Below are 21436 nucleotides of genomic sequence, written 5' to 3' on the forward strand. Positions count from 1 at the left end.
GGAACAGGTCGCCGCCTGGATCGCCCTTTACCGGGCCGTCGGCGGTGGCTGGACCCGCAGCGACACCCACCCCGATACCCCCATTGCCCCCCAGGCCGCCCTCGCCGGAGACGCCCAATGATTTCCCCCCGTATGCCGCTTTTCGCCCTGCTCACCCTCGCCAGCCTGCTCGCCGGCTGCTCCGGCGGATCCGAAGCCCCCGCCGCACCGGCGCCGGCTGCCCCTGCCAGCCCGGCCAAGCCGGCGCTGGCGGTGGTCACCGTCCAGCCCGAAACCCGCGACATGGAACGTCGCCTGACCGCCAACGGCAGCGTCGCCGCCTGGCAGGAAGCCTCCCTCGGCACCGAAGCCAGCGGGCTGCGCCTGGTGGACATCAAGGTGAACGTCGGCGCCCGCGTCAAAAAGGGCGAAGTACTGGCCGAATTCGCCACCGACATGCCCCTCGCCGAACAGGCCCAAGCCCGCGCCAGCCTGGCCGAAGCCGACGCCACCCTGCTGGAAGCCCGTGCCAACGCCACCCGCGCCCGCAGCGCCGACGCCGCCATCGCCCTCAGCGCGCAGCAGATCCAGCAATACCTCACCATAGAAGCCGCCGCCGAAGCCCGCAAGCTCGCTGCGAAGGCCAGCCTCAACGCGGCTGACCTGCGCCTGCGCCACACCCGTGTGCTGGCCAGCGACGACGGCGTGATCTCCTTCCGCGCCGCGGCCGCCACCGTCGGCGCCGTGGTGCCCCAAGGTCAGGAACTGTTCCGCCTGATCCGCCAGAGCCGTCTTGAATGGCGCGCCGAAGTTCCGGCTGCCCAGCTCGGCCAGGTGCGCCCCGGCCAGGCCGTGCGCCTCACCGCCCCCGGCGGCGCAATCGTGGCCGGCAAGGTGCGCACTGTCGCCCCCACCGTGGACGCGCAAACCCGCAACGCCCTCGTCTATGTGGATGTGCCGGCCAGCGCCGGCAACGGTCCCGAAGCCCCGCTCAAGGCCGGCATGTTTGCCCGCGGCGAGTTCGAGCTGGCACGCAGCCGCGGCCTCACCGTGCCGCGCCAGGCCGTGGCCCTGCGTGACGGCTTCGACTACGTCTTCCTCCTCGGTGCCGACCAGCGCGTCACCCAGACCAAGGTCCAGGTCGGTTACCGCGACCAGGACCGGGTCGAGATCCTCTCCGGCCTCAAGCCCGACACCCGGGTCGTCGCCAGCGGCGCCGGCTTCCTGAACGACGGCGACCTGGTCAAGGTGGTCGAAGCGGGCAGCGCCCCGGCCGCCAAGTGAGCCCCCGGCCATGAACTTCTCCTCCCTCTCCATCCGCAACCCCATCCCGGCGATCCTGCTCTTCGCCCTGCTCACCCTGGCCGGCCTGCTGGCCTTCCAGGGCTCCGGCGTGCAGGACTTCCCGGACATCGAACTGCCGGTGGTCACCGTCAGCGCCAGCCTGCCCGGCGCCGCCCCTGGCACGCTGGAAACCGAAGTCGCGCGCAAGCTCGAAAACAGCATCGCCACGCTGGCCCGCATCAAGAAGATGTACACCACCATCCTCGATGGCGAGGTGACGATCTCCATCGAGTTCGAGCTGGAAAAGAACGCCAACGAGGCCGAGACCGAAGTGCGTGCCGCCGTCAGCCGGGTGCGCTCCGACCTGCCCGCCGACGTGCGCGAGCCGGTGGTCGCCAAGATCGCCACCGCCGGCCGGCCCCTCGGCGCATGGACGCTGAGTTCCGACAGCCTCGACGAGGAATCCCTCAGCTGGATGGTGGACGACGCCGTCACCAAGCGTCTGCTCGCCGTGAAAGGCGTCGGTGCGGTCAAGCGCATGGGCGGCCTGACCCGCGAAGTGCGCGTCGAACTCGATGCCGAACGCATGGCCGCCCTCGGCGTCAGCGCCGCCGATGTCTCGCGCCAGCTGCGCCGCAGCCAGATGGAAGCCCCCGGCGGGCGTGGCGACGTGGGCGGCGGCGAGCAAGCCGTGCGCACCATCGCCACGGTGGCCAGCGCCAGCGCCCTGGCCCAGCTCGACATCCCCCTCGCCGACGGCCGCAGCGTGCGTCTCGAACGCATCGCCCACATCGCCGACACCACCGCCGAGCGCCGCTCGGTAGCGCTGCTCGACGGCAAGCCGGTGGTCGGCTTCGAAGTCTCGCGCACCAAGGGCGCCAGCGAAATCAGCGTCGCCGCCGGTGTCGCCAAGGCCGTTGCCGACCTCTCCGCCGCCCATCCCGGCGTGCATTTCGCCCACGCCTACGACAACGTCGCCCCGGTACAGGAAAACTTCGACGGCTCGATGCACCTGCTCTACGAAGGCGCGCTGCTGGCCGTGCTGGTGGTGTGGTGGTTCCTGCGCGACTGGCGGGCCACCATCGTCGCCGCGCTGGCCCTGCCCCTGTCGGTGATTCCCACCTTCCTCGGCATGTACTGGTTCGGCTTCACCCTCAACACCGTCACCCTGCTGTCGCTGGCCCTGGTGGTCGGCATCCTGGTGGATGACGCGATCGTCGAAATCGAGAACATCACCCGCCACCTGCGCATGGGCAAGAGCCCGGTCAAGGCCGCCATGGAGGCCGCCGACGAAATCGGCATGGCCGTCATCGCCACCACCTTCGCACTGGTCGCGGTCTTTCTGCCCACCGCCTTCATGTCGGGCATTGCCGGCAAGTTCTTCAAGCAGTTCGGATGGACCGCGGTGCTGGCCATCATCGCCTCGCTGGTAGTGGCCCGCCTGCTCACCCCGATGATGGCGGCCTACTTCCTCAAGCCGACCGCCGAAACCGTCGAGCGTGAAGGCTGGACGATGCAGCGCTACATGACGCTCATGCAGTGGTGCCTGCGCCATCGCCTCACCACGGTGCTGGCGGCGGTCGCCTTCTTCATTGGCTCGGTGATGCTGATTCCGCTGCTGCCGACCGGCTTCGTGCCCCCCGCCGACCGCGCCCAGACCCTGGTGAACGTCGAACTGCCCCCCGGCAGCACCCTGCAGGAAACCCGCGACGCCGCCGAACGGGCGCGCCAGGCCATCGCCGCCATGCCCGACGTGAAGGCCGTCTTCAGTTCCGTCGGCGGTGGCGCCGCCGGCGACGGCTTCAACCCGGGCGCCGCTGCCGAAGTGCGCCGGGCGGTGCTCACCGTCACCCTCAGCCACCGCACCGAACGGCCGCGCAACCAGCAGGCCGTCGAAGTGGAAATGCGCGAACGCCTCGCCGTGCTGCCCGGCGTGCGCGTCACCGTCGGCCCGGCCGACTCCGGCGTAAAGATGATCCTCGTCCTCAAGAGCGACGATCCGGCCGCCCTCGCCGCCGCCGCCCAGGCCGCCACCCGCGACCTGCGCACCCTGCAGGGCGTCGGCAACGTCACCTCCAGCGCCAGCCTGGTGCGGCCGGAGATCATCGTGCGCCCCGACTTCGCCCGTGCCGCCGATCTGGGCGTCAGCGCCGACGCCATCGGCGAGACCGTGCGAGTGGCCACCGCCGGCGACTACGACGTGGGCCTCGCCAAGCTCAACCTCGAACGCCGCCAGGTGCCGATCCGCGTCAAGCTCGGTAACGACGTGCGCGCCGACATGGCCGCCATCGGCCGCCTCGGCGTGCCTGGCAAGCATGGCCCGGTGCTGCTCGCCAACGTCGCCGACATCAGCGTGGACAGCGGCCCGGCCCAGGTGAACCGCCTCGACCGCAGCCGCAACGTGATCCTCGAAGTGGAACTGGGCCAGCGCGAACTCGGCGAGGTCTATGCCGAAGCCCTCGCCATGCCGGCCCTGCGCGAGCTGCCGGCCGGCGTGCGCCTGGCTGATTCGGGCGACGCCGAGATGATGCAGGAGCTGTTCGGCAGCTTCGGCCTCGCCATGGGCATCGGCGTGCTGTGCATCTACATGGTGCTGGTGCTGCTCTTCAAGGGCTTTACCCAGCCGGTGACCATTCTGGCGGCCCTGCCGCTGGCCATCGGCGGCGCCTTCGTGGCCTTGCTGCTGACCCGCAGCAGCTTCTCGATGCCCTCGCTGATCGGCCTCCTGATGTTGATGGGCGTGGTCACCAAGAATTCCATCCTGCTTGTCGAATACGCCATCGAGGCCCGTCACGGCCGCGGCGGCCCGCCCCTCGGGCGCTTCGACGCGCTGGTGGATGCCTGCCGCAAGCGCGCCCGTCCCATCGTCATGACCTCCCTGGCCATGGGCGCCGGCATGCTCCCCATCGCCATGGGCCTGGGCGCCGACCCGAGCTTCCGCGCGCCGATGGCGATTGCCGTGATCGGCGGCCTGATCACCTCGACGCTGCTCAGCCTGCTTGTGGTGCCCGCGGTATACACCTACGTGGATGACCTGGAGGTGCTTTTGGCGCGAATCTTCGGGCCGCGGCGCGCGGCGCTGCCGGCAAGCCCGGCGACACCCGAATGAATTGCCTTGAGGAACAATTGGGATTAGCCTAGGTCTTGATATTCAGGTGGCTGCAGACCACCGCACCGCGCACCTTCCTTCTATTTTGTTATGACTCTGGAGAACGCCATGAGCGACGCACAAGTTACCAAGGACAAACTGGTTTCCGACTTCAAGGCCGTTGTTGCCGACACCGAAGAACTGCTCAAGCTGACCGCTGGCCAGGCCGGCGACAAGGTGGCCGACGTACGCAGCCGCCTCAGCGACAGACTGGTCAATGCCAAGTACAAGCTGCAGGACCTGGAAGCCGCTGTTGTTGAAAAGACCAAGGCTGCCGCCCGCGTCACCGACGACTACGTGCATGAAAACCCCTGGAAGGCTGTCGGCGTTGCTGCCGGGGTTGGTTTCCTGCTCGGCCTGCTGGTCAACCGCCGCTAAGCGCAGCGCTCCCGAATGAGCGATTCCGCGCCCTCGCGCCTCGGCGAGTCCCTCAAGGGGCTTGCCGATTCCGGGCTGGCTACCGTCCAGACCCGGCTCGAACTCTTCGCTGTTGAGCTGAAGGAAGAAAAGCTGCGCGCTGGCAGTTTCCTCTTTGAAACTGTCCTCGCCGCCCTCTTTGTCGGCTTCGGCATCGTTTTTCTGCTGGTTTTCATCACCGTGCTGCTGTGGGAGAGTCATCGTCTGCTGGCTTTTGGCCTTGCCACTGCTGCGCTGCTGGTAGCCGGCGTCTGGTTCGCCAGCCGTGCCGCCACCCGCCTGCGCAGTGGCTCGCGCCTGTTCGCCTCGAGCCTGGCCGAACTCGCCCAGGACCGCGAGGCTCTGCGGCACAGGGAATGAGCCCGGAACTCGTCGAGCTTGCCCTGCGCAAGCAGCGCCTGCAGATGCGTTCCGCCGCCCAGCGCGACGCCCTTATCCAGCACGCCAGCACCTTCACGCCGCTGCTGCGCGGCGTCGACCGGATCGCCGATGGCATTCACTGGGCGCGCAACAATGCACCCATCGTTTCCGGCATCGCGATCTTCCTGCTCGTTGTGCGTCCCCGCGCCACCCTGCGCTGGGCCCGTCGTGGCTGGCTCGGCTGGCAGCTCGTACGCCGTGCCCGCAACCTGATTCCCTGACTCTTACCGTACTGCCATGACCGTCGATCTGGAAGAAATCCGTCGCGCCCGCGAAGAGGCGGACTGCCTGTGCACCCCGGCTGAAGTGGATGAGGCGCTCGATCGCCTCGCCGCCGACATCACCGTGCGCCTGCACGACAAGAACCCGCTGATCTATGTGGTCATGAATGGCGGGCTGATTCTTGCCGGCCGCCTGCTCCCGCGCCTGCCTTTCCCACTCGAACTGGCCTATCTGCACGCTACCCGTTACGGCCACGCCCTGAAGGGCACGCTACTCGACTGGCGCGTGCGCCCCACGCAGGATCTGCGCGATCGCAACGTGCTGGTTCTCGACGACATTCTCGACGAGGGGCACACCCTCGCCGCGATCATCGACTACCTGAAGGCCGAAGGCGCGCGGGAGGTGAGTTCCGCGGTGCTGGTGCACAAGGTGCATGAACGCAAGGCCTATCCCGGCATGCGGGCCGACTTTACCGGTCTTGATGTGGCCGACCGCTTCCTGTTTGGCGGCGGCATGGACTACAAGGGCTACTGGCGCAACGCACCGGGGATTTACGCGCTGAAGGACCACTGAGACCGGTAATCGTGGGTCGGACTTCAGTCCGACTGCACACTGCGATTCACGGCGCCTGTCGGGCTGCAGCCCGACCCACGGGGAGTTTCAGCGGCTCCGGGAGATCTGCTCCATCAGCCCCCGCCACGCGGCCTCGGCCTCCAGTCCTGCGTCGGCGAAGACCTTTTCCAGCATTGCCAGCTGCGTGCCCGACAGCGCCGCTTCCAGCGCAGCGCCCGCGTCGGTCAGCACCAGTTGTTTCACGCGCCGGTCGTGTTCGGCCGGCGTGGCGGCAATCAGCCCCTTGTCCACCAGTTCCCGCAGCGGCGCATGCAGCGCCTGCTTGCTCACGTCCAGCACGCCGAGCAGCGCATTGACGGCGATACCGGGGCTGCGGGCGACGAAATACAGGATGCGGTGATGGACGCGCCCGAGGCCGCGCTCGGCGAGGATGCGGTCGGGTGGCGTCGTGAAGGCGCGGTAGGCGAAGAAGAAAACTTCGATGGATTCGCGCAGTTCGGCCTGGCGCTTCGGGTCAATCATCTTGACAGGGCTCCCGGGGAGGATCAGCATTGAATAGGTCAATGTTATTGACTTATCCCCCCTTACGCAATCCAGGAGATTTCCATGTCGTCCAGCTCTGCCCCCCGCCAGCTTCCGTCCCTTTCCGCCCGTGTGCACGACCTGCACGCGTCGCCGATCCGGGAGATCCTGGCAGTCGTAGGGCGGCCCGGAATGATCTCGTTTGCGGGCGGCCTGCCGGCGGCCGAGACCTTTCCCGACTTCGGCCTGTCGGCCCCGGACTCGGTCCTGCAATACGGCCCCACCGAGGGTGACCCGGCCCTGCGCGAGCGCATCGCCGAAGAACTCGCCGACGTCGGCCTCGATTGCGGGCCCGAGCAGGTGCTGGTGCTGTCCGGCTCCCAGCAGGGCATCGACCTGGTGGGCAAGCTGTTCATCGATCCGGGTACGACGGTGGCCGTGGAGTCCCCCACTTATCTGGCGGCGCTGCAGGTGTTCCGCTTCTTTGGCGCGCGCTTTGCGCCCTTTACCGCCGACACCGTGAGCGCCGCCGGATTCCGCGACGCAAAACCGGCCTTCGCCTACGCCATTCCGACCTTCCAGAACCCCACCGGCCACTGCTACACCACTGCTCAGCGGGACGCACTGGCCGCCGCCTGTGAAGGCGCCGGCGTGCCGCTGTTCGAGGACGATCCCTACCGTGATCTGGTGTACGACGCCTGCGAGCGCCGCCCGGTGTGCGCCGGTCTGAAGGACAGCCCGTGGATCTACCAGGGCTCCTTCTCGAAGAGCCTGGCGCCGGGCCTGCGCCTGGGCTTTCTGGCCGCCTCGCCGGAGTTCTTCACCTACCTGGTGCGCCTCAAGCAGGCCGCCGACCTGCACAGTAACCGGCTCAGCCAGTGGCTGGTGCTGCAACAGCTCGAATCCCCCGAGCGGCGCGAACGCCTCGCCGGGCTGGCCGATTTTTACCGCAAGAAGCGTGATCTCTTCGAGCTGGCACTGGAACGCCACTTCGGCGCCCTGGCGAGCTGGGAAACGCCGGCCGGTGGCCTGTTCTTCTGGCTCACGCTGAATCGCCGCATCGACACCCGCAAGCTGCTGCCGATAGCCATTGAACAGGGCGTCGCTTTCATGCCCGGCGAAGCCTTCTACCCGGACAGCCCGGCCGCCACCGGTACCCTGCGCCTCAACTTCAGCCACGCGGCCGATGATGAAATCGACCGTGGCCTAGCCCAGCTGGCTGCACTGGTGGGCGCCCAGCAGGATTGAATCCGCCCCCTGGTGGCAATCGCGAGGTCTGGTTGCGCCGGTCGGGCGTCAGTCCGGCGAGGCGCCGAACAACGCCGCGGTGGCCACCGGATTGGACGGGAAATAGAAATGCACGTAGGAGGCGGTCAAGCTGCCCAGCCGGTAGATCGCCTCGCCTTCGCTTCCGGCCGGGGTATGGGCACGGGCGAGGGGCGCCAGCGGTGTTTCGCTCTTCGAGTAATGGAAGGTGTGGCCGTTGAGGCGTCCTTCCGGCAACTCGGCGACTTGCGTGCCGAGGGCCGCCAGGCGGGCCTGCATGCGGGTGTGGCCGGGGAGCAGGCCGGCGCCCGGGTGGGTGGTGCCGTCCCGGTCGGTAATCGTCTCGAAGAGGCTCATCATCCCACCGCACTCGGCCAGCAGCGGCTTGCCGGCGGCCATGTGGGCCTGCAGGGCGGCTTGCCAGGCACTGTTGGCGGCCAGGCTGGCGGCGTGGAGTTCCGGGTAACCACCAGGCAGCCACAGGGCGTCGCAGGCGGGCAGGGCTTCGTTGGCCAGCGGCGAGAAGAACTTCAGCTCGGCGCCAAGGGTTTGCAGCATGTCCAGGTTGGCCGGGTAGATGAAGCCGAAAGCGGCATCCCGGGCTATGGCAATGGTGCGCCCCTGGAGCAGCGGTTCCACAAACGGGGCCGGTGCTTCGGGGAAGGACACCGCCAACGGACGGTCTGCCGCGCCGGTGCGGGCCAGATGATCGGCCAGCAGGTCGAGGCGCGCGTCCAGGTCGGCAATTTCGGCGGCCTGCAGCAGGCCCAGGTGGCGCTCCGGCAGGGCCGCGGCCTCGTCACGGGGCAGGGCGCCATACCAGGCGATGCCCGGTCGCAGGCTGTCGCGCAGCAACTCGGCGTGGCGTTCGCTGCCCACGTGGTTGGCCAACACGCCGGAAAAGGGCAGATCCGGTTGCCAGGTGGCCAGACCATGCACCAGCGCACCGAAGGTTTGGGCCATGGCCTTGGCGTCGATCACCGCCATCACCGGAATGCCGAAGTAACGGGCAATGTCGGCCCCCGACGGGCTGCCGTCGAAGAGGCCCATGACCCCTTCGACAAGGATCAGGTCGGCCTCCTGGGCGGCAGCGTGCAGGCGCCAGGCCGCGTCGGCCGAACCGCACATGCCGAGATCCAGGTTATAGACCGGCGCGCCGCTGGCCACCGTGTGGATCTGCGGGTCGAGAAAGTCCGGTCCGCACTTGAACACCCGCACCTTGCGCCCCTGACGGGTGTGCAGGCGGGCGAGGGCGGCGGTGACGGTGGTCTTGCCCTGGCCGGAGGCCGGTGCGGCAACAAACAGGGCGGGACAGAGGGCTGCGCTCATGCTTCTTCTTCCGGGTGGAACCAGGCCAGCCGCGGCTGCAGGCTGACGACGTCGCCGACGATGGTCAGCGCCGGTGGGGTGATGCCGGCGGCTTTCACGTCGGCGGCCAGATTGGCCAGGTTGGAGGTCACCACGCGCTGATCGCGGCTGGTGCCACGCCGCACTACCGCTGCCGGCGTGGTGGCGGGCAGGCCGTGGGCGACCAGTTCGGCGCAGATCGTCGCCAGCTGGGTGATGCCCATGTAGAACACCAGGGTCTGCTTGGGGCGGGCCAGCATTTCCCAGTCGAGATCGACCGAGCCATCCTTGAGGTGGCCGGTGACAAAGATGCACGACTGGGCGAAATCGCGGTGGGTCAGCGGAATGCCGGCGTAGGCACCGATGCCCGCCGCCGCGGTAATGCCGGGGATGACCTCGAAGGGAATGCCGGCCTTGACCAGTTCTTCCACCTCTTCGCCGCCGCGTCCGAAGATGAACGGATCGCCGCCTTTGAGGCGCACCACCCGCTTGCCCTCTTGCGCCAGCCTCACCAGCAGGGCGTTGATGCCCTCCTGCGGCAGGGAGTGGTTGGAGGCCTTCTTGCCCACATACAAACGCTGGGTGTGCTCCGGCACGCAGTCGAGGACTTCCTTGCTGACCAGGTTGTCGTAGACCAGGACGTCGGCTTCCAGCAGCAGGCGCGCAGCGCGCAGGGTCAGCAGTTCCGGGTCGCCGGGGCCGGCGCCCACCAGGTAGACCCAGCCTGGCCGGGCCGGGGAACGTTCGCGGGGGAAGGACGAAGCAGGCATGTCAGCGCTCCCGGTAAAGGTTTTCAGGATAAGCCCGGCTTGCGCCACAGGGCCAGACGGACTGGCGCACTCGGCGCAAAACGCAGGCGTCCGGCCACGGTTTCGCCGCGGGACAGGCTCAGTTCCTGCCAGGCCTCGGCGGGCACCTGTCCGGAAAAGGCCAGCAGGTCGGCGCGGGCCTCGTCGTCTTCGGCAGTGGCCACGAGACGGCCGCCGGGCGTGAGACGTTCCCAGGCGGCGGCCAGCCAGTCGCTCAGGCCGATTCCGCCGCGCACGAACACGGCCTCCGGCGCCGGCCATTCGCGGCTGCGCTGGGGCGTGGCACTGGCCACCGCGGACAGATTTTCGCCCACCCCGACGCGGGCCATGGAAACGCCCAGCAGGCTCGGTTCCACGCCCACCGCCCGGACGCGCGCCGTCGGTACCGCCCGTGCCCATTCCAGGGCCAGGCTGGCTTCACCGTCGGCAATCGCCCAGCCGTTTTCCCAGGCGGCCGGCTGCAGCCAGGCCAGGGCCAGGGTGCGCACGGCCAGCGGCAGGGCGCTGGCGGCGTCGTCACCCAGGGCTGCTTCGCTGAGGCCGGGCAACTCGGTGAACACGCCGGCAGACGGGCCGGTGGCAAGGATCAACACCGCGTGGGCATCGACGGGTTCGCGCAGCTCGACCAGCTCGGAAGCCAGCCAGGCGGTGGTTTTCAGCACACCACCGGGGTATTCGCAGACCCACACCCGGGCGCCGCTGAAGCCACTGTCGAGCAGCAGGCGGGCCACGGCGACCGGTGCGGCTGCATCGGCCACCGGCACGGCCAGCAGGCGATGGGCGCGCAACTGGCCACGCAGGGCGGCCAGCGGGGCACGCCGCAGGTCCACCACCGAAACGATCTCTGCCGACAAGCCGAGGGCGGCACAGGCGGCCTGCACGCGGCCGACGCCGGGTAGCACGCGCACATGGGCCGGGCCGAGTTCGGCGAGGAGTTCTGCTGCCGGGCCGTCGCCGGCGCCGTCACCGACCACTACCAGCACGCTGCCGGCGTGGCCGACGGTACGCACGTCCACATGCGCGGAGTCGGCGGCGCACAACTGCTGTGGCACGTTGAGGTGCAGGCCAGCCAGGCGGTCGAGAGCGTCGGCGGTACCGAGCACCACGCGGGCGCCGCGCAGTGCAGCCAGCGCTTCGGCAGACAGCACCGGCGGCTGGGTCAGGCCGAGGCTCACCACGGTCAGGGGCTGCAGCGGAGCGGGTTCAGGTTCGGGGAGCGCCACGGTCAGGACGAGCGGTTCGACCGGGGCCTCAAAGGCCTCCAGCAAGGCCCGCAGCGGGGCTTCGAGCGGGGTGAGTTCGGCGGTGCTCGGTTGTTCGGTCAATTCGCCCTGGGCTGCCGGCAATTCGCCTTCCGGGGCGTTGTCGCCCTGCGCGCTGCGTTCGCTCTTGCCGCGCCGGCGCTTGCGCTTGCGGCGCGGGCTGGCAGGCGGTGTGACGAGGGTGTCGCTGCTGGCTGCGGCCTCTTCCGTGGCGGGTTCGTCGCTGGTTTCCGGGGTGACCGCCGGGGCTGCCTCTGCGCTCACCGCCGCTGTGACAGGCGCTTCGATGGCGACGGGTTCAACCCGTGCTTCGGGCTGCGCTACGGAGACGATTTCTGGTTGCAGTGCGGCGAACAGGTCGGCTGTCTGCTCGTCCATCACGACGGCTTCGGCGGCTTTTTTCGGCTTGCGCGGCGCGCGCTTGGCCTTTGCCTTCGGCGCAGCGGCGGGCTCCACCGGTATCACCTCTGCGGTGGCATCCACGGGTAGGGCAGCCACCTTGGCAGGGGCTTTTTTGCGGGGTGTCCGGGCCGCGGCCCTGGGACGGGCCGATTCGGCCGCTTCCACCGGATCAAGCACCGGGGCGGGATTCAGTTCTTCGCTCATTCTCTGTCGGTCAGGCCCATGCACAACCGGAAAAACGGGGGTCGCAGGATAGCACGAAGCCTTTTCCGGCCGCGGGCATGGATGGTTTCCGGAAAAATTCAAGTTTTCCGCGGAATATTCGAAAACAAGCTCTCGATTATGCGAAATGTGCATTCAAAAAAACAAACGGGAGACAAGAAATGACCACAATGAAACTGATCGCCATCGTCTTTGCTGCCCTGGGCAGCAGCGGCCTTGCCCTTGCCGGCGACGACCACGGCGGCCCGGCGATACCGCGCCCCTACACCACCGGCGCGACCCTGACCAAGGCCGTTCAGGCCGGCATAAGCCCCGACAAGGCCATTGATATCCTGAAGGCCGGCAACGCCCGCTTCGTGGCTGACAAGCCCCTCAAACGCAAGCTCAAGGCCCAGGTGCACACCACGGCTCTCGGCCAGTTTCCCTACGCCAGCGTGGTTGGCTGCATCGATTCCCGCGCCGCGCCGGAAGTGGTTTTCGATCAGGGCGTGGGCGACATCTTTACGGCCCGTGTGGCCGGCAACACGGTGAACGAGGACATCCTCGGCAGCCTCGAATACGCCGCCAAGGTGGCCGGTTCGCGGCTGGTGGTGGTGCTCGGGCACACCAGCTGTGGCGCCATCAAAGGGGCCTGCGACGATGTGAAGATGGGCAACCTGACGACCCTGCTGGAGAAGTTCAAGCCGGCTGTCGCTGCCGCGTCGACGCCCGGGGAGCACAACTCCCACAACCACGCTTTCGTCGATGACGTTACCGAACTCAACGTGAGGCAGGTCGTGCAGAAGATCCGCGACCAGAGCCCGATCCTCAAGGCCATGGAAGACGAAGGCAAGATCCGCATCGTCGGCGCGCTGTACAACACCAGCAATGGCAAGGTGAACTGGTACTGAGCCTGTTACGACCCGGATGCAACGAGGCCCGCTTGTGCGGGCCTCGTTCGTTTCAGGCCGCGCTGAAGCCTTACACCAGCACGCGCTCGATGCCGCCGTTGTTGGCCTTGGCCACGTACTCGGCCATCCAGTTTTCACCGAGGATGTGCCTGGCCATTTCGACCACGATGTAGTCGGCATCCACGCCGCCCGCATCGCCGGCGTAGCGCGACAGGCCCTGCAGGCAGCTCGGGCAGGAGGTGAGGATCTTCACCGGCGTGGCGGCGTCGGCACCGCGCAGCTTCTCGGCGCCCTTCTCGATCTCTTCCTGCTTGCGGAAGCGCACCTGGGTGGAGATGTCCGGACGGGCCACCGCCAGGGTGCCGGACTCGCCGCAGCAGCGGTCGGACAGGTCGACCCGCGTGCCCATCAGCTCGTTGGCCACCTTGATGCCCGAATGGACCTTCATCGGGGTGTGGCACGGCTCGTGGTACATGTAGCGGGTACCGCTGATGCCGTCGAGCTTGAGGCCCTTTTCCATCAGGTATTCGTGGATGTCGAGCAGCCGGCAGCCGGGGAAGATCTTCTCGAACTGATACTTCTGCAGTTGATCCATGCAGGTGCCGCAGGACACGATCACTGTCTTGATGTCGAGATAGTTGAGCGTGTTGGCGACCCGGTGGAAGAGCACCCGGTTATCGGTGGTGATCTTCTGGCCGGCGTCTTCTTCGCCCGCGGCGGTTTGCGGGTAGCCGCAGCACAGGTAGCCCGGCGGCAGCACGGTGGTGGCGCCGACCTGGTAGAGCATGGCCTGGGTCGCCAGGCCGACCTGGCTGAACAGGCGCTCGGAACCGCAACCCGGGAAGTAGAACACCGCGTCGGATTCATCGCGCTTCAGTTGCGGGTTGCGGATCACCGGGACGATGGTGTCGTCCTCGATATCGAGCAGCGCGCGCGAGGTGCGCTTGGGCAGCCCGCCCGGCATCGGCTTGTTGATGAAGTGGATGATCTGGGCCTTGATGGCCGGCTTGCCGAGGGTTGCCGGCGGATGCTGGACCTGGTCCTGGATCAGCCCGAGGCTCTTGCCGATGCGGTGGCCAAGGCGCTGGGCCTTGTAGCCCCAGCCGATCATGCCGGCACGGATCAGCTTGATGGTGGCCGGATCCTTGGCGGTCAGGAAGGCCATCGCCGCGGCCTTGCCGGGGTTGAAGGACTTCTTGCCCTGCTCGCGCAGCAGGTTGCGCATCTTGATCGACACGTCGCCGAAGTCGATGTCGACGGGGCAGGGCTTCTCGCACTTGTGGCACACGGTGCAATGGTCGGCCACGTCCTCGAACTCGGCCCAGTGGGCCAGCGACACGCCGCGACGGGTCTGCTCCTCGTAGAGGAAGGCTTCGATCAACAGCGAGGTGCTGAGGATCTTGTTGCGCGGGCTGTACAGCAGGTTGGCGCGCGGCACGTGGGTCGAGCACACCGGCTTGCACTTGCCGCAGCGCAGGCAGTCCTTGATGTCGTGGGAGATCTCGCCGATGGCGGTCTGCTCCATGATCAGGGATTCGTGTCCCATCAGGTTGAAGCTGGGCGTGTAGGCGTTGTCGAGGTTGCCGCCCTTCATCAGCTTGCCGCGGTTGAAGCGGCCTTCCGGGTCCACCTTTTTCTTGTAGGCCCAGTAGTTGGCCATCTCGGCGTCGGTGAGATAGTCGAGCTTGGTGATGCCGATGCCATGCTCACCCGAGATCACTCCATCCAGCGAACGGGCCAGCGCCATGATGCGGTCGACGGCCTTGTTGGCGGTCTGCAGCATCTCGTAGTTGTCGGAGTTGACCGGGATGTTGGTGTGCACGTTGCCGTCGCCGGCGTGCATGTGCAGGGCCACGAAGACGCGGCCGCGCAGCACCTGCTTATGCACCTTCTTGAGCTGTTCGACCACCGGCGCAAACAGCACGCCATCGAAAATCTTGTCGAGGCGCGACTTGAGCTCGAGCTTCCAGCTGGTGCGGACCGAGTAGTCCTGCAGGCGGTGGAAGAGCTTGGGGTTGACGGTACGGTTGGTCAGCTCGCCAGCCACCACGCCATAGTCGGCGAAGTGCGGCTCGGCCTCGGCCAGCGGCGTGTCGAGGTTGTCGAGCAGCCATTCCCAGCGGCGGCGCACGCTGGCCACGTAGTCCAGCGCGTCCTTGCGGCGTTCGCCGATCAACTCGTCGCGGGAAATGGTGGCGTCGCCGGTATCCAGCGGCAGCTCGCCGTCAAGAAACTCGGTCAGCGCGTCGCACAGGGCCAGCTTGTTGTGCGTGGACAGCTCGATGTTGATGCGCTCGATGCCGTCGCAGTAGTCGCCCATGCGCGGCAACGGGATCACCACGTCTTCGTTCACCTTGAAGGCGTTGGTGTGGCGCGAGATGGCGGCGGTGCGCGAGCGGTCGAGCCAGAACTTCTTGCGCTGCTCGGGGCTGACGGCGATGAAACCTTCGGCGCCGCGGGTGTTGGTCATGCGGATGACTTCGGAAGCGGCGGTCATCACCGCGTTCTCGTCATGGCCGACGATGTCGCCGATCAGCACCATCTTGGGCCGCCCGTGGCGCTTGGCCTTGGTGGTGTAGCCCACCGCCTTCACGTAGCGCTCGTCGAGGTGCTCGAGGCCGGCCAGCAGCACGCTGGCCGCATTGCCGGCGCCGCCCGGCTTGAAGTAGTCGGTGATCTCGACGATGGCCGGCACGGCTTCGCGCACCTGGCCGAAGAACTCCAGGCACACCGTGCGGGTCACCGGCGGCATCTTGTGCAGCACCCAGCGCGACGCCACGATGAGGCCATCGGTGCCTTCCTTCTGCACGCCCGGCACGCCGCCGAGGAACTTGTCGGTGACGTCCTTGCCCAGGCCGTCCTTGCGGCAGCTGGCGCCGGGCAGCGACAGCACTTCTTCGGACAGCAGCGTGTAGTTCTTGGCGTCAAAACGCTTGAGGCGGAACTCGACCGTCTTCTGCTCGTGGATCTTGCCGAAGTTGTGGTTGAGGCGTTCGACCTCCAGCCAGTCGCCGTCCGGCGTGACCATCTTCCACCAGGCCAGGTTGTCGAGCGCGGTGCCCCACAGCACGGCCTTCTTGCCGCCGGCGTTCATGGCGATGTTGCCGCCGATGCACGAGGCACTCGCCGAGGTCGGGTCCACGGCAAACACGCGGCCGGCCAGGGATGCGGCTTCGGACACGCGCTCGGTGACCACGCCGGCGCCGGTGCGGATGGTGGCGTAGGGCTGGCTGTGGCCGGGCAGCACGATCTCTTCGACCGGGCCCATCGAGATCAGCTTCTCGGTGTTGATGACCACCGAATTGGCGTCGAGCGGCACGGCGCCGCCGGTGTAACCGGTGCCACCCCCGCGCGGAATGATGGTCATCCCGAGTTCGATGCAGCTCTTCACCAGCGGGGCCATTTCCTCTTCGGTGTCCGGGTAGAGGACCACGAAGGGGTATTCCACACGCCAGTCGGTGGCGTCGGTCACGTGCGAAACGCGGGCGTGGCCGTCAAAGCAGATGTTGTCCTTGCGGGTGTGGCGAACCAGTTCGCGCTGCACGCGCTTTCTCAGGTCGTAGGTGTTTTCGAAGAACTTCTCGAAGCGGTCGACCGCACCATGGGCGGCCGACACCAGGCGCGCCACCTTGGCGCTGCGTTCGGCGTCTTCGGCGCCCGCTTCACCGGCGTCCTCGCGGCGCTTTTCGACTTCGCGCAGGCGGTGGCGCAGGGCTTCGATCAGCGCACCGCGACGGTCGCGGTTGCCGAGCAGGTCGTCCTGCAGGTAGGGGTTGCGCTGGACAACCCACACATCCCCCAGCACCTCATAGAGCATCCGTGCAGAACGGCCGGTGACACGCTCGGAACGCAGGGCGTCGAGGGTCTCCCAGGCGTCCGGGCCGAGCAGGCGGATGACGATCTCGCGGTCGGAGAACGAGGTGTAGTTATAGGGGATTTCGCGCAGGCGTTGGGTCATTGCGGTACCTGGATCTTTGCAGCGGAGAACGGAGCATTTTAACGGACCGCCCCGCCTTCTGTCGAAAAACAAAGCCTTACGGCGAGAAGGGGAAACCGGAGGAGGGGGCGACAAGCCCCGGTTTGACTGCTGTTCGGGGCTACAGTTCCGGTATTGCAGGCGCTTGGCCGCGTACCAGGAAAAACGGGCCTGTCCGGTCAGGAGCAGGCCCGTTGCCATCCGGCGCGACGTTTTCAGCCGTGTATCCGGCGTCGGCCGAGGCCGCTCAGCAGCCCCAGCCCGACCAGGACAAGGCTCCAGCTGGCGGGTTCCGGCACGGCGGCCAGGGCCAGTTGTCCCAGTTGTGCGTGCAGCGCGGCGCTTGGATGCTCGAAGTCCCAGTACATGTACTGGTCAGGGTTGGCGCATACGCTTGGCGTGCCGGCGCCGGTCAGCTCGCCGCTGTAGCAGGCATCGGTGACGTTGCTGAAGCCGTAGGCGGCCGGGTCCAGTGTGATCTGCGTTTGGGCGGCAAAAATGTCGAGGCTGCGAATGTCGAGAACCGAGAACATGTTGAGGCCGAGGGTGCCGGCCAGGGCTTGATTGAAGCCGATGCTCACGTTGTTCGCCAGGATCGACAGTTGCGGATTGTTGAAGCCGCGCACCTCGGGCGTCAGGGACAGGTTGGGCAGGTTGGGCACCAGGAAGTGCTGGGCTCCCAGGCCGGCCAGCCCCGTGAGCGCGCCGACGATGCTGCTCATCACCGTGTTCACCTTGGTGTTGACCAGAGCGGGAATCGTCGCTGGATCGGCCGCTGCCGCTGCCGTAATAACGTCCGACATGTCGTTGGCGCCGATCCACAGCACATATAGCGCCGAAGGGTCGGCCACCCCGCCGGCGATATAGTTGCCGACCTGCTGGTTGAAGGGCTGCGCCGTGGGGGGCAAACCGATGGCGACGCTATCGGTTCGGGCGCCGCCGTAGGCGTAATTGGTGCCACCCAGCACTGAGGGGGCGGCGCTCAGGCCGAGCCCGGCGGCCAGATGGTCCACGTAGTTCAGGCCGTTGGTGAAGCGCCCGCTGTTCGTGCCGTCGGTGTAATAGGCCGGCGATGGCACGGCACCCCCGGTAACCACCAGATCGTTGCCTGTATCCGACAGGCTGTCGCCGAAAACGTAGAGGTTTGAATACAGCCCCGCCTGTGCCCCCGTGCTGCTCAGGACCAGGCTGACCACGGCCAGGGAGTGCCTAAAACGCTGACGCCAGGACATATAAGCTCCTCAAGACAAATTACAAGAAAACCTCATGGCCCGGCGCCGGACGAGCCTGCGCCGAAAGGGTGGCGGCCAATGCATTCGATTACGTGAATATAGGCGATGCAAAAGAAATATTGGCCTGTTTTGGCCGTGGCTAGACGGCGGCCTGCACCGCGATCTCCACCTTCCAGCCCGGTTTTGCCAGGCGCACCACCTGCACACAGGCGCGGCTCGGTGCGCTGCCGGCGGGCAGCCAGGCTTCCCACGCTGCATTCACGGCAGCGTAGTCGGCCATGTCGGTCAGGTAAAGGGTGGCCATCAGCAGGCGCTGTTTGCTGCTGCCGGCCTGCATCAGCAGGGTTTCCAGGCAGGCCAGCATGGCGCTGGTCTGGGTGGTGATGTCGGCGTTTTCGTCGGGTGGCACCTCGACGCAGTAAACGACACCGTTGTGAAGCGTGAAGTCGGAATAGCGCGGCGTGGTGCCGGCCCGCTGAATATCGCTCATGAAAGGCTCCGCTCAGAAAAGCCCGTATGTTGCAGCGCGGCCGCTCCGGCTGCTACCCTTCAATGCTCCCTCAGCCGACACACAGGTTCAGCCATGAGCGCGCAGCACCCCGACTACCTCCAGAAGATCCTCACCGCCCAGGTCTACGACGTGGCGATTGAAACGCCCCTCGACCTTGCTCCCAACCTGTCGGCGCGCATTCACAACAAGATCTTCCTGAAGCGCGAGGACATGCAGCCGGTGTTCAGCTTCAAGCTGCGCGGGGCCTACAACAAGATGGCCAGCCTCAGCCCGACGGCCCTCAAGCGCGGCGTCATCTGCGCCTCGGCCGGCAACCACGCCCAGGGCGTCGCCCTGTCGGCCAAGAAGCTCGGTGTGCGGGCCGTCATCGTCATGCCCACCACCACCCCGGCGATCAAGATCGACGCGGTCAAGCGCAACGGTGGCGAAGTGGTGCTGGCCGGCGAATCCTTCTCCGACGCCTACACCCACGCCGTCGAACTTGAAAAAACCGAAAAGCTGACCTTCGTCCATCCCTACGACGATCCGGACGTGATCGCCGGCCAGGGCACCATCGGCATGGAGATCCTGCGCCAGCACGGCAAGCCCATCCACGCCATCTTCTGCTGCGTGGGTGGCGGCGGCCTGCTGGCCGGCGTGGCGGCCTACGTGAAACGCGTGCGCCCCGAGATCAAGGTGATCGGCGTACAGAGCGTCGACTCCGACGCCATGACCCAGTCGCTGGCCGCCGGCAAGCGCATCGAACTGCCCACCGTCGGCCTCTTTGCCGATGGCGCGGCGGTCAAGCTGGTCGGCGAGGAAACCTTCCGCGTGTGCCAGGAATACGTCGATGAAATGATCTCGGTGGACAACGACGCCATCTGCGCCGCCATCAAGGACGTCTTCGAGGACACCCGCTCCATCCTCGAGCCGGCGGGCGCCCTGTCGCTGGCCGGTGCCAAGGAATACGCCAAGCGTCACAACCTGCGGGACAAAACCCTGGTGGCCATCGCTTCCGGCGCCAACATGAACTTCGACCGCCTGCGCTTCGTCGCCGAGCGTGCCGAAGTGGGCGAGCAGCGCGAAGCCATCCTTGCCGTGACCATTCCCGAGAAGCCCGGCTCCTTCAAGAAGTTCTGCGATCTGCTCGGCAACCGCAACATCACCGAGTTCAACTACCGCTACGCGGATGCCGACAAGGCCCACATCTTCGTCGGCGTCGGCGTGCATAACCGCGCCGAGGGCATTCGCATCACCGAGCTCTTGCAGCGCCACGAGTTGCCCTGCATCGACCTCACCGACGACGAGATGGCCAAGAGCCACATCCGCTACATGGTCGGCGGCCATGCGCCCCAGGCCGAAAACGAAGTGCTGTACCGCTTCGTCTTCCCCGAACGTCCGGGTGCGCTGCTCAACTTCCTCGATACCCTGCGTTCCGACTGGAACATCAGCTTGTTCCACTACCGCAACCACGGTGCCGACTTCGGCCGCGTGCTGGTCGGCATGCAGGTGCCGCAGGCCGACCGCGAGGCCTTCCAGGGCTTTCTGGCGCGGCTGGGCTACGAGTACGTGGATGAAACCGCCAACCCGGCCTACAAGATGTTCCTGGGTTAGGCGCCGTGCCTTAGCGGGCGGCTTCGCCGACGAAAATTTCGATGCGGCGGTTGTGGGCGCGGCCGGTTTCGCTGTGGTTGTCGGCAACCGGCTCCCGGTCGCCGCGGCCGGCGGTGTCGATGCGGCTGCTGGCTACGCCCCGGTCCATCAGGTAGTTGCGGGCGCTGTTGGCCCGGTCCAGGGACAGGGGATTGTTGATGGCATCCGAGCCGGTGCTGTCGGTGTGACCGACGATGCGGATGTGAGTGGCGGTGTTGTCGGTGAGTGTCTGGGCGAAACGGTCGAGGATGGGGCGCATGTTCGGCTTGATGGCGGCCCGGCCGGTGTCGAAGGAGATGTCGCTGGGAATGTCGAGCTTCAGCTCGTTGTTGGCGGTGCGGGACACATCCACGCCGGTGCCGGCAGTGGCCTGGGCCATGGCCTGGCGCTGGCTTTCCATGCGTTGCGACCAGGCGTAGGCCCCCAGTGCGCCGACCCCGGCGCCAAGGGCTGCGTCGCGTCCGGTCTGGTTGCCGCCGGTGCTCTTGCTGATCACCGCGCCGCCCAGAGCGCCAACGCCGGCACCGATTGCCGTGTTGCGCTGGGTTTCGGTCATGTTGGCGCAGGCGCTGAGGATGAACACGGCGCACAGGGGCAGAAGAATCAGGGGCGATTTCATCGGATTTTCCTTTAGAGAAGCGGGGTCCGGAAGATTTGTATCCCGGTGTTTCGATGCTTGCACAGCGGCGCGTGCCGGTCTGTTCGTTCGGCCACATTCCGCCCTGCGCCGGTCGGGGCTCGCGATTATTAGGGATTGATTATATTCTTCGCGTTTGTGACAGCCTTCCCGGCAGCAGAAAGCGAGTCCCGACGTGAGTCTGAAGCAAGTCAAAACCTGGCACTGGGCCTTGCTCGCGCTGGTGCTGTTCTTTACCGCCGACTGGGCGATTCGCCGGCCGGACGCTCGGGCGCGGGAGCTCAACCAGGTGCTCGAAGCCACTGCCAGCGCGCCGCTCAAGGCCTATCCCTATCCTTTTCGCGTGTTGCGGGTGGAGCAGGGCATGGCGGTGATGGGCACGCCGCGCAATTTCGACGTGCCGGCCTTCCGGGTCATCGCTGTGCTGTTTCCGGAAATCAACGTGAAGGACCCCAACAATCCGGCTTTTGTCGAGGCTCAGCAGACTCTCGCCGCCCGCCAGACGGAAGCTCGCCTGATCGTTTCGGCGCAGCCGGGCATCCAGGGCGTCAAATGGGAGCTGGACAAGACATGGCTGGGCGCCCACGGCATCGACATGCCCGCACGCTAAGCTGATCATCCACTTACTTGGTGTTACAGCGCAGCGCTTGAGGCAGCCCCGGGGCGAGTGGCACGATCATTGGCC

The 21436-nt window shown here is 66.9% G+C and carries 18 protein-coding genes; 10 read left to right on the forward strand and 8 right to left on the reverse strand.

The window, feature by feature from the left end:
• The first annotated feature begins 117 nt into the window (after positions 1–117).
• The 6 genes from ETQ85_RS11520 to ETQ85_RS11545 all read left to right on the forward strand — a co-directional run bounded on the left by ETQ85_RS11520 (position 118) and on the right by ETQ85_RS11545 (position 6043).
• The gene (locus tag ETQ85_RS11520) at positions 118–1263 is read left to right on the forward strand and encodes an efflux RND transporter periplasmic adaptor subunit (RefSeq protein ID WP_148579198.1); all 1146 of its coding nucleotides are present in this window, start codon (positions 118–120) and stop codon (positions 1261–1263) included.
• Positions 1264–1273: 10 nt separating this feature from the next.
• Positions 1274–4372 (forward strand): efflux RND transporter permease subunit, encoded by a 3099-nt coding sequence (locus ETQ85_RS11525; RefSeq protein WP_148579199.1) that lies wholly within the window; start codon positions 1274–1276, stop codon positions 4370–4372.
• Positions 4373–4480: 108 nt separating this feature from the next.
• Complete coding sequence (locus ETQ85_RS11530; RefSeq protein WP_148579200.1) at positions 4481–4789, forward strand: ElaB/YgaM/YqjD family protein; 309 nt, start codon at positions 4481–4483, stop codon at positions 4787–4789.
• A gap of 15 nt (positions 4790–4804) precedes the next feature.
• On the forward strand, positions 4805–5188 hold the full coding sequence (locus tag ETQ85_RS11535; protein ID WP_148579201.1) for a phage holin family protein: 384 nt from the start codon (positions 4805–4807) through the stop codon (positions 5186–5188).
• Complete coding sequence (locus tag ETQ85_RS11540; protein WP_148579202.1) at positions 5185–5469, forward strand: YqjK-like family protein; 285 nt, start codon at positions 5185–5187, stop codon at positions 5467–5469. Before ETQ85_RS11535 ends, ETQ85_RS11540 begins: the two co-directional genes overlap by 4 nt.
• A 16-nt stretch (positions 5470–5485) precedes the next feature.
• Positions 5486–6043, forward strand: a complete 558-nt coding sequence (locus ETQ85_RS11545) for a hypoxanthine-guanine phosphoribosyltransferase (protein WP_148579203.1) — start codon at positions 5486–5488, stop codon at positions 6041–6043.
• 87 nt (positions 6044–6130) lie between these two features.
• Here ETQ85_RS11545 and ETQ85_RS11550 read toward each other — a convergent pair whose 3' ends face one another.
• A complete protein-coding gene (locus ETQ85_RS11550) occupies positions 6131–6565 on the reverse strand; it encodes a MarR family winged helix-turn-helix transcriptional regulator (RefSeq protein WP_148579204.1) in 435 nt (144 codons plus the stop codon).
• A gap of 84 nt (positions 6566–6649) precedes the next feature.
• Here ETQ85_RS11550 and ETQ85_RS11555 point away from each other — a divergent pair, with 84 nt between their 5' ends.
• Positions 6650–7813: an aminotransferase-like domain-containing protein gene (locus ETQ85_RS11555; RefSeq protein ID WP_148579205.1), complete on the forward strand. Its 1164-nt coding sequence runs from the start codon at positions 6650–6652 to the stop codon at positions 7811–7813.
• A 48-nt stretch (positions 7814–7861) separates the two neighbouring features.
• Here ETQ85_RS11555 and ETQ85_RS11560 read toward each other — a convergent pair whose 3' ends face one another.
• Genes ETQ85_RS11560 through ETQ85_RS11570 form a run of 3 tightly spaced genes read right to left on the reverse strand, consistent with a single transcriptional unit; the run spans position 7862 to position 11855 of the window.
• Complete coding sequence (locus ETQ85_RS11560; protein ID WP_148579206.1) at positions 7862–9160, reverse strand: cobyrinic acid a,c-diamide synthase CobB; 1299 nt, start codon at positions 9158–9160, stop codon at positions 7862–7864.
• A complete protein-coding gene (gene cobA, locus ETQ85_RS11565; protein ID WP_148579207.1) occupies positions 9157–9948 on the reverse strand; it encodes a uroporphyrinogen-III C-methyltransferase in 792 nt (263 codons plus the stop codon). Before cobA ends, ETQ85_RS11560 begins: the two co-directional genes overlap by 4 nt.
• Before the next feature lie 23 nt (positions 9949–9971).
• A complete protein-coding gene (locus ETQ85_RS11570; RefSeq protein ID WP_148579208.1) occupies positions 9972–11855 on the reverse strand; it encodes an SAM-dependent methyltransferase in 1884 nt (627 codons plus the stop codon).
• A gap of 179 nt (positions 11856–12034) precedes the next feature.
• Here ETQ85_RS11570 and ETQ85_RS11575 point away from each other — a divergent pair, with 179 nt between their 5' ends.
• Positions 12035–12763 (forward strand): carbonic anhydrase family protein, encoded by a 729-nt coding sequence (locus ETQ85_RS11575; RefSeq protein WP_246128745.1) that lies wholly within the window; start codon positions 12035–12037, stop codon positions 12761–12763.
• A 70-nt stretch (positions 12764–12833) separates the two neighbouring features.
• Here ETQ85_RS11575 and ETQ85_RS11580 read toward each other — a convergent pair whose 3' ends face one another.
• The 3 genes from ETQ85_RS11580 to ETQ85_RS11590 form a co-directional block, all read right to left on the reverse strand.
• Complete coding sequence (locus ETQ85_RS11580; RefSeq protein WP_148579209.1) at positions 12834–16721, reverse strand: DUF3683 domain-containing protein; 3888 nt, start codon at positions 16719–16721, stop codon at positions 12834–12836.
• Positions 16722–16954: 233 nt separating this feature from the next.
• Positions 16955–17971, reverse strand: a complete 1017-nt coding sequence (locus ETQ85_RS11585; RefSeq protein WP_148579239.1) for an SGNH/GDSL hydrolase family protein — start codon at positions 17969–17971, stop codon at positions 16955–16957.
• 139 nt (positions 17972–18110) lie between these two features.
• Positions 18111–18461 (reverse strand): RidA family protein, encoded by a 351-nt coding sequence (locus ETQ85_RS11590; RefSeq protein ID WP_148579210.1) that lies wholly within the window; start codon positions 18459–18461, stop codon positions 18111–18113.
• On the opposite strand from ETQ85_RS11590, the gene ilvA reads away from it, so the two are divergent.
• Positions 18405–20075, forward strand: a complete 1671-nt coding sequence (ilvA, locus tag ETQ85_RS11595; RefSeq protein WP_281283089.1) for a threonine ammonia-lyase, biosynthetic — start codon at positions 18405–18407, stop codon at positions 20073–20075. The genes ETQ85_RS11590 and ilvA overlap by 57 nt on opposite strands.
• A gap of 10 nt (positions 20076–20085) precedes the next feature.
• On the opposite strand, the gene ETQ85_RS11600 is transcribed toward ilvA, so the two are convergent.
• Positions 20086–20733, reverse strand: coding sequence for a YiaD family glycine zipper/OmpA-like lipoprotein (locus ETQ85_RS11600; protein ID WP_148579212.1), 648 nt, complete (start codon positions 20731–20733; stop codon positions 20086–20088).
• A gap of 193 nt (positions 20734–20926) precedes the next feature.
• On the opposite strand from ETQ85_RS11600, the gene ETQ85_RS11605 reads away from it, so the two are divergent.
• On the forward strand, positions 20927–21361 hold the full coding sequence (locus tag ETQ85_RS11605; protein WP_148579213.1) for a hypothetical protein: 435 nt from the start codon (positions 20927–20929) through the stop codon (positions 21359–21361).
• Positions 21362–21436: the final 75 nt, after the last annotated feature.

This window comes from Zoogloea oleivorans (assembly GCF_008107625.1).
Classification (GTDB): domain Bacteria; phylum Pseudomonadota; class Gammaproteobacteria; order Burkholderiales; family Rhodocyclaceae; genus Zoogloea; species Zoogloea oleivorans.

Coding starts and splice junctions, on each gene's coding strand:
- ETQ85_RS11550 (WP_148579204.1), bottom strand. CDS start 6,565: ATGATTGACCCGAAGCGCCAGGCCGAACTGCGCGAATCCATCGAAGTT.
- ETQ85_RS11600 (WP_148579212.1), bottom strand. CDS start 20,733: ATGAAATCGCCCCTGATTCTTCTGCCCCTGTGCGCCGTGTTCATCCTC.
- ETQ85_RS11545 (WP_148579203.1), top strand. CDS start 5,486: ATGACCGTCGATCTGGAAGAAATCCGTCGCGCCCGCGAAGAGGCGGAC.
- ETQ85_RS11535 (WP_148579201.1), top strand. CDS start 4,805: ATGAGCGATTCCGCGCCCTCGCGCCTCGGCGAGTCCCTCAAGGGGCTT.
- ETQ85_RS11525 (WP_148579199.1), top strand. CDS start 1,274: ATGAACTTCTCCTCCCTCTCCATCCGCAACCCCATCCCGGCGATCCTG.
- ETQ85_RS11575 (WP_246128745.1), top strand. CDS start 12,035: ATGACCACAATGAAACTGATCGCCATCGTCTTTGCTGCCCTGGGCAGC.
- ETQ85_RS11530 (WP_148579200.1), top strand. CDS start 4,481: ATGAGCGACGCACAAGTTACCAAGGACAAACTGGTTTCCGACTTCAAG.
- ETQ85_RS11520 (WP_148579198.1), top strand. CDS start 118: ATGATTTCCCCCCGTATGCCGCTTTTCGCCCTGCTCACCCTCGCCAGC.
- cobA (WP_148579207.1), bottom strand. CDS start 9,948: ATGCCTGCTTCGTCCTTCCCCCGCGAACGTTCCCCGGCCCGGCCAGGC.
- ETQ85_RS11540 (WP_148579202.1), top strand. CDS start 5,185: ATGAGCCCGGAACTCGTCGAGCTTGCCCTGCGCAAGCAGCGCCTGCAG.
- ETQ85_RS11555 (WP_148579205.1), top strand. CDS start 6,650: ATGTCGTCCAGCTCTGCCCCCCGCCAGCTTCCGTCCCTTTCCGCCCGT.
- ETQ85_RS11570 (WP_148579208.1), bottom strand. CDS start 11,855: ATGAGCGAAGAACTGAATCCCGCCCCGGTGCTTGATCCGGTGGAAGCG.
- ETQ85_RS11590 (WP_148579210.1), bottom strand. CDS start 18,461: ATGAGCGATATTCAGCGGGCCGGCACCACGCCGCGCTATTCCGACTTC.
- ETQ85_RS11580 (WP_148579209.1), bottom strand. CDS start 16,721: ATGACCCAACGCCTGCGCGAAATCCCCTATAACTACACCTCGTTCTCC.
- ETQ85_RS11585 (WP_148579239.1), bottom strand. CDS start 17,971: ATGTCCTGGCGTCAGCGTTTTAGGCACTCCCTGGCCGTGGTCAGCCTG.
- ETQ85_RS11560 (WP_148579206.1), bottom strand. CDS start 9,160: ATGAGCGCAGCCCTCTGTCCCGCCCTGTTTGTTGCCGCACCGGCCTCC.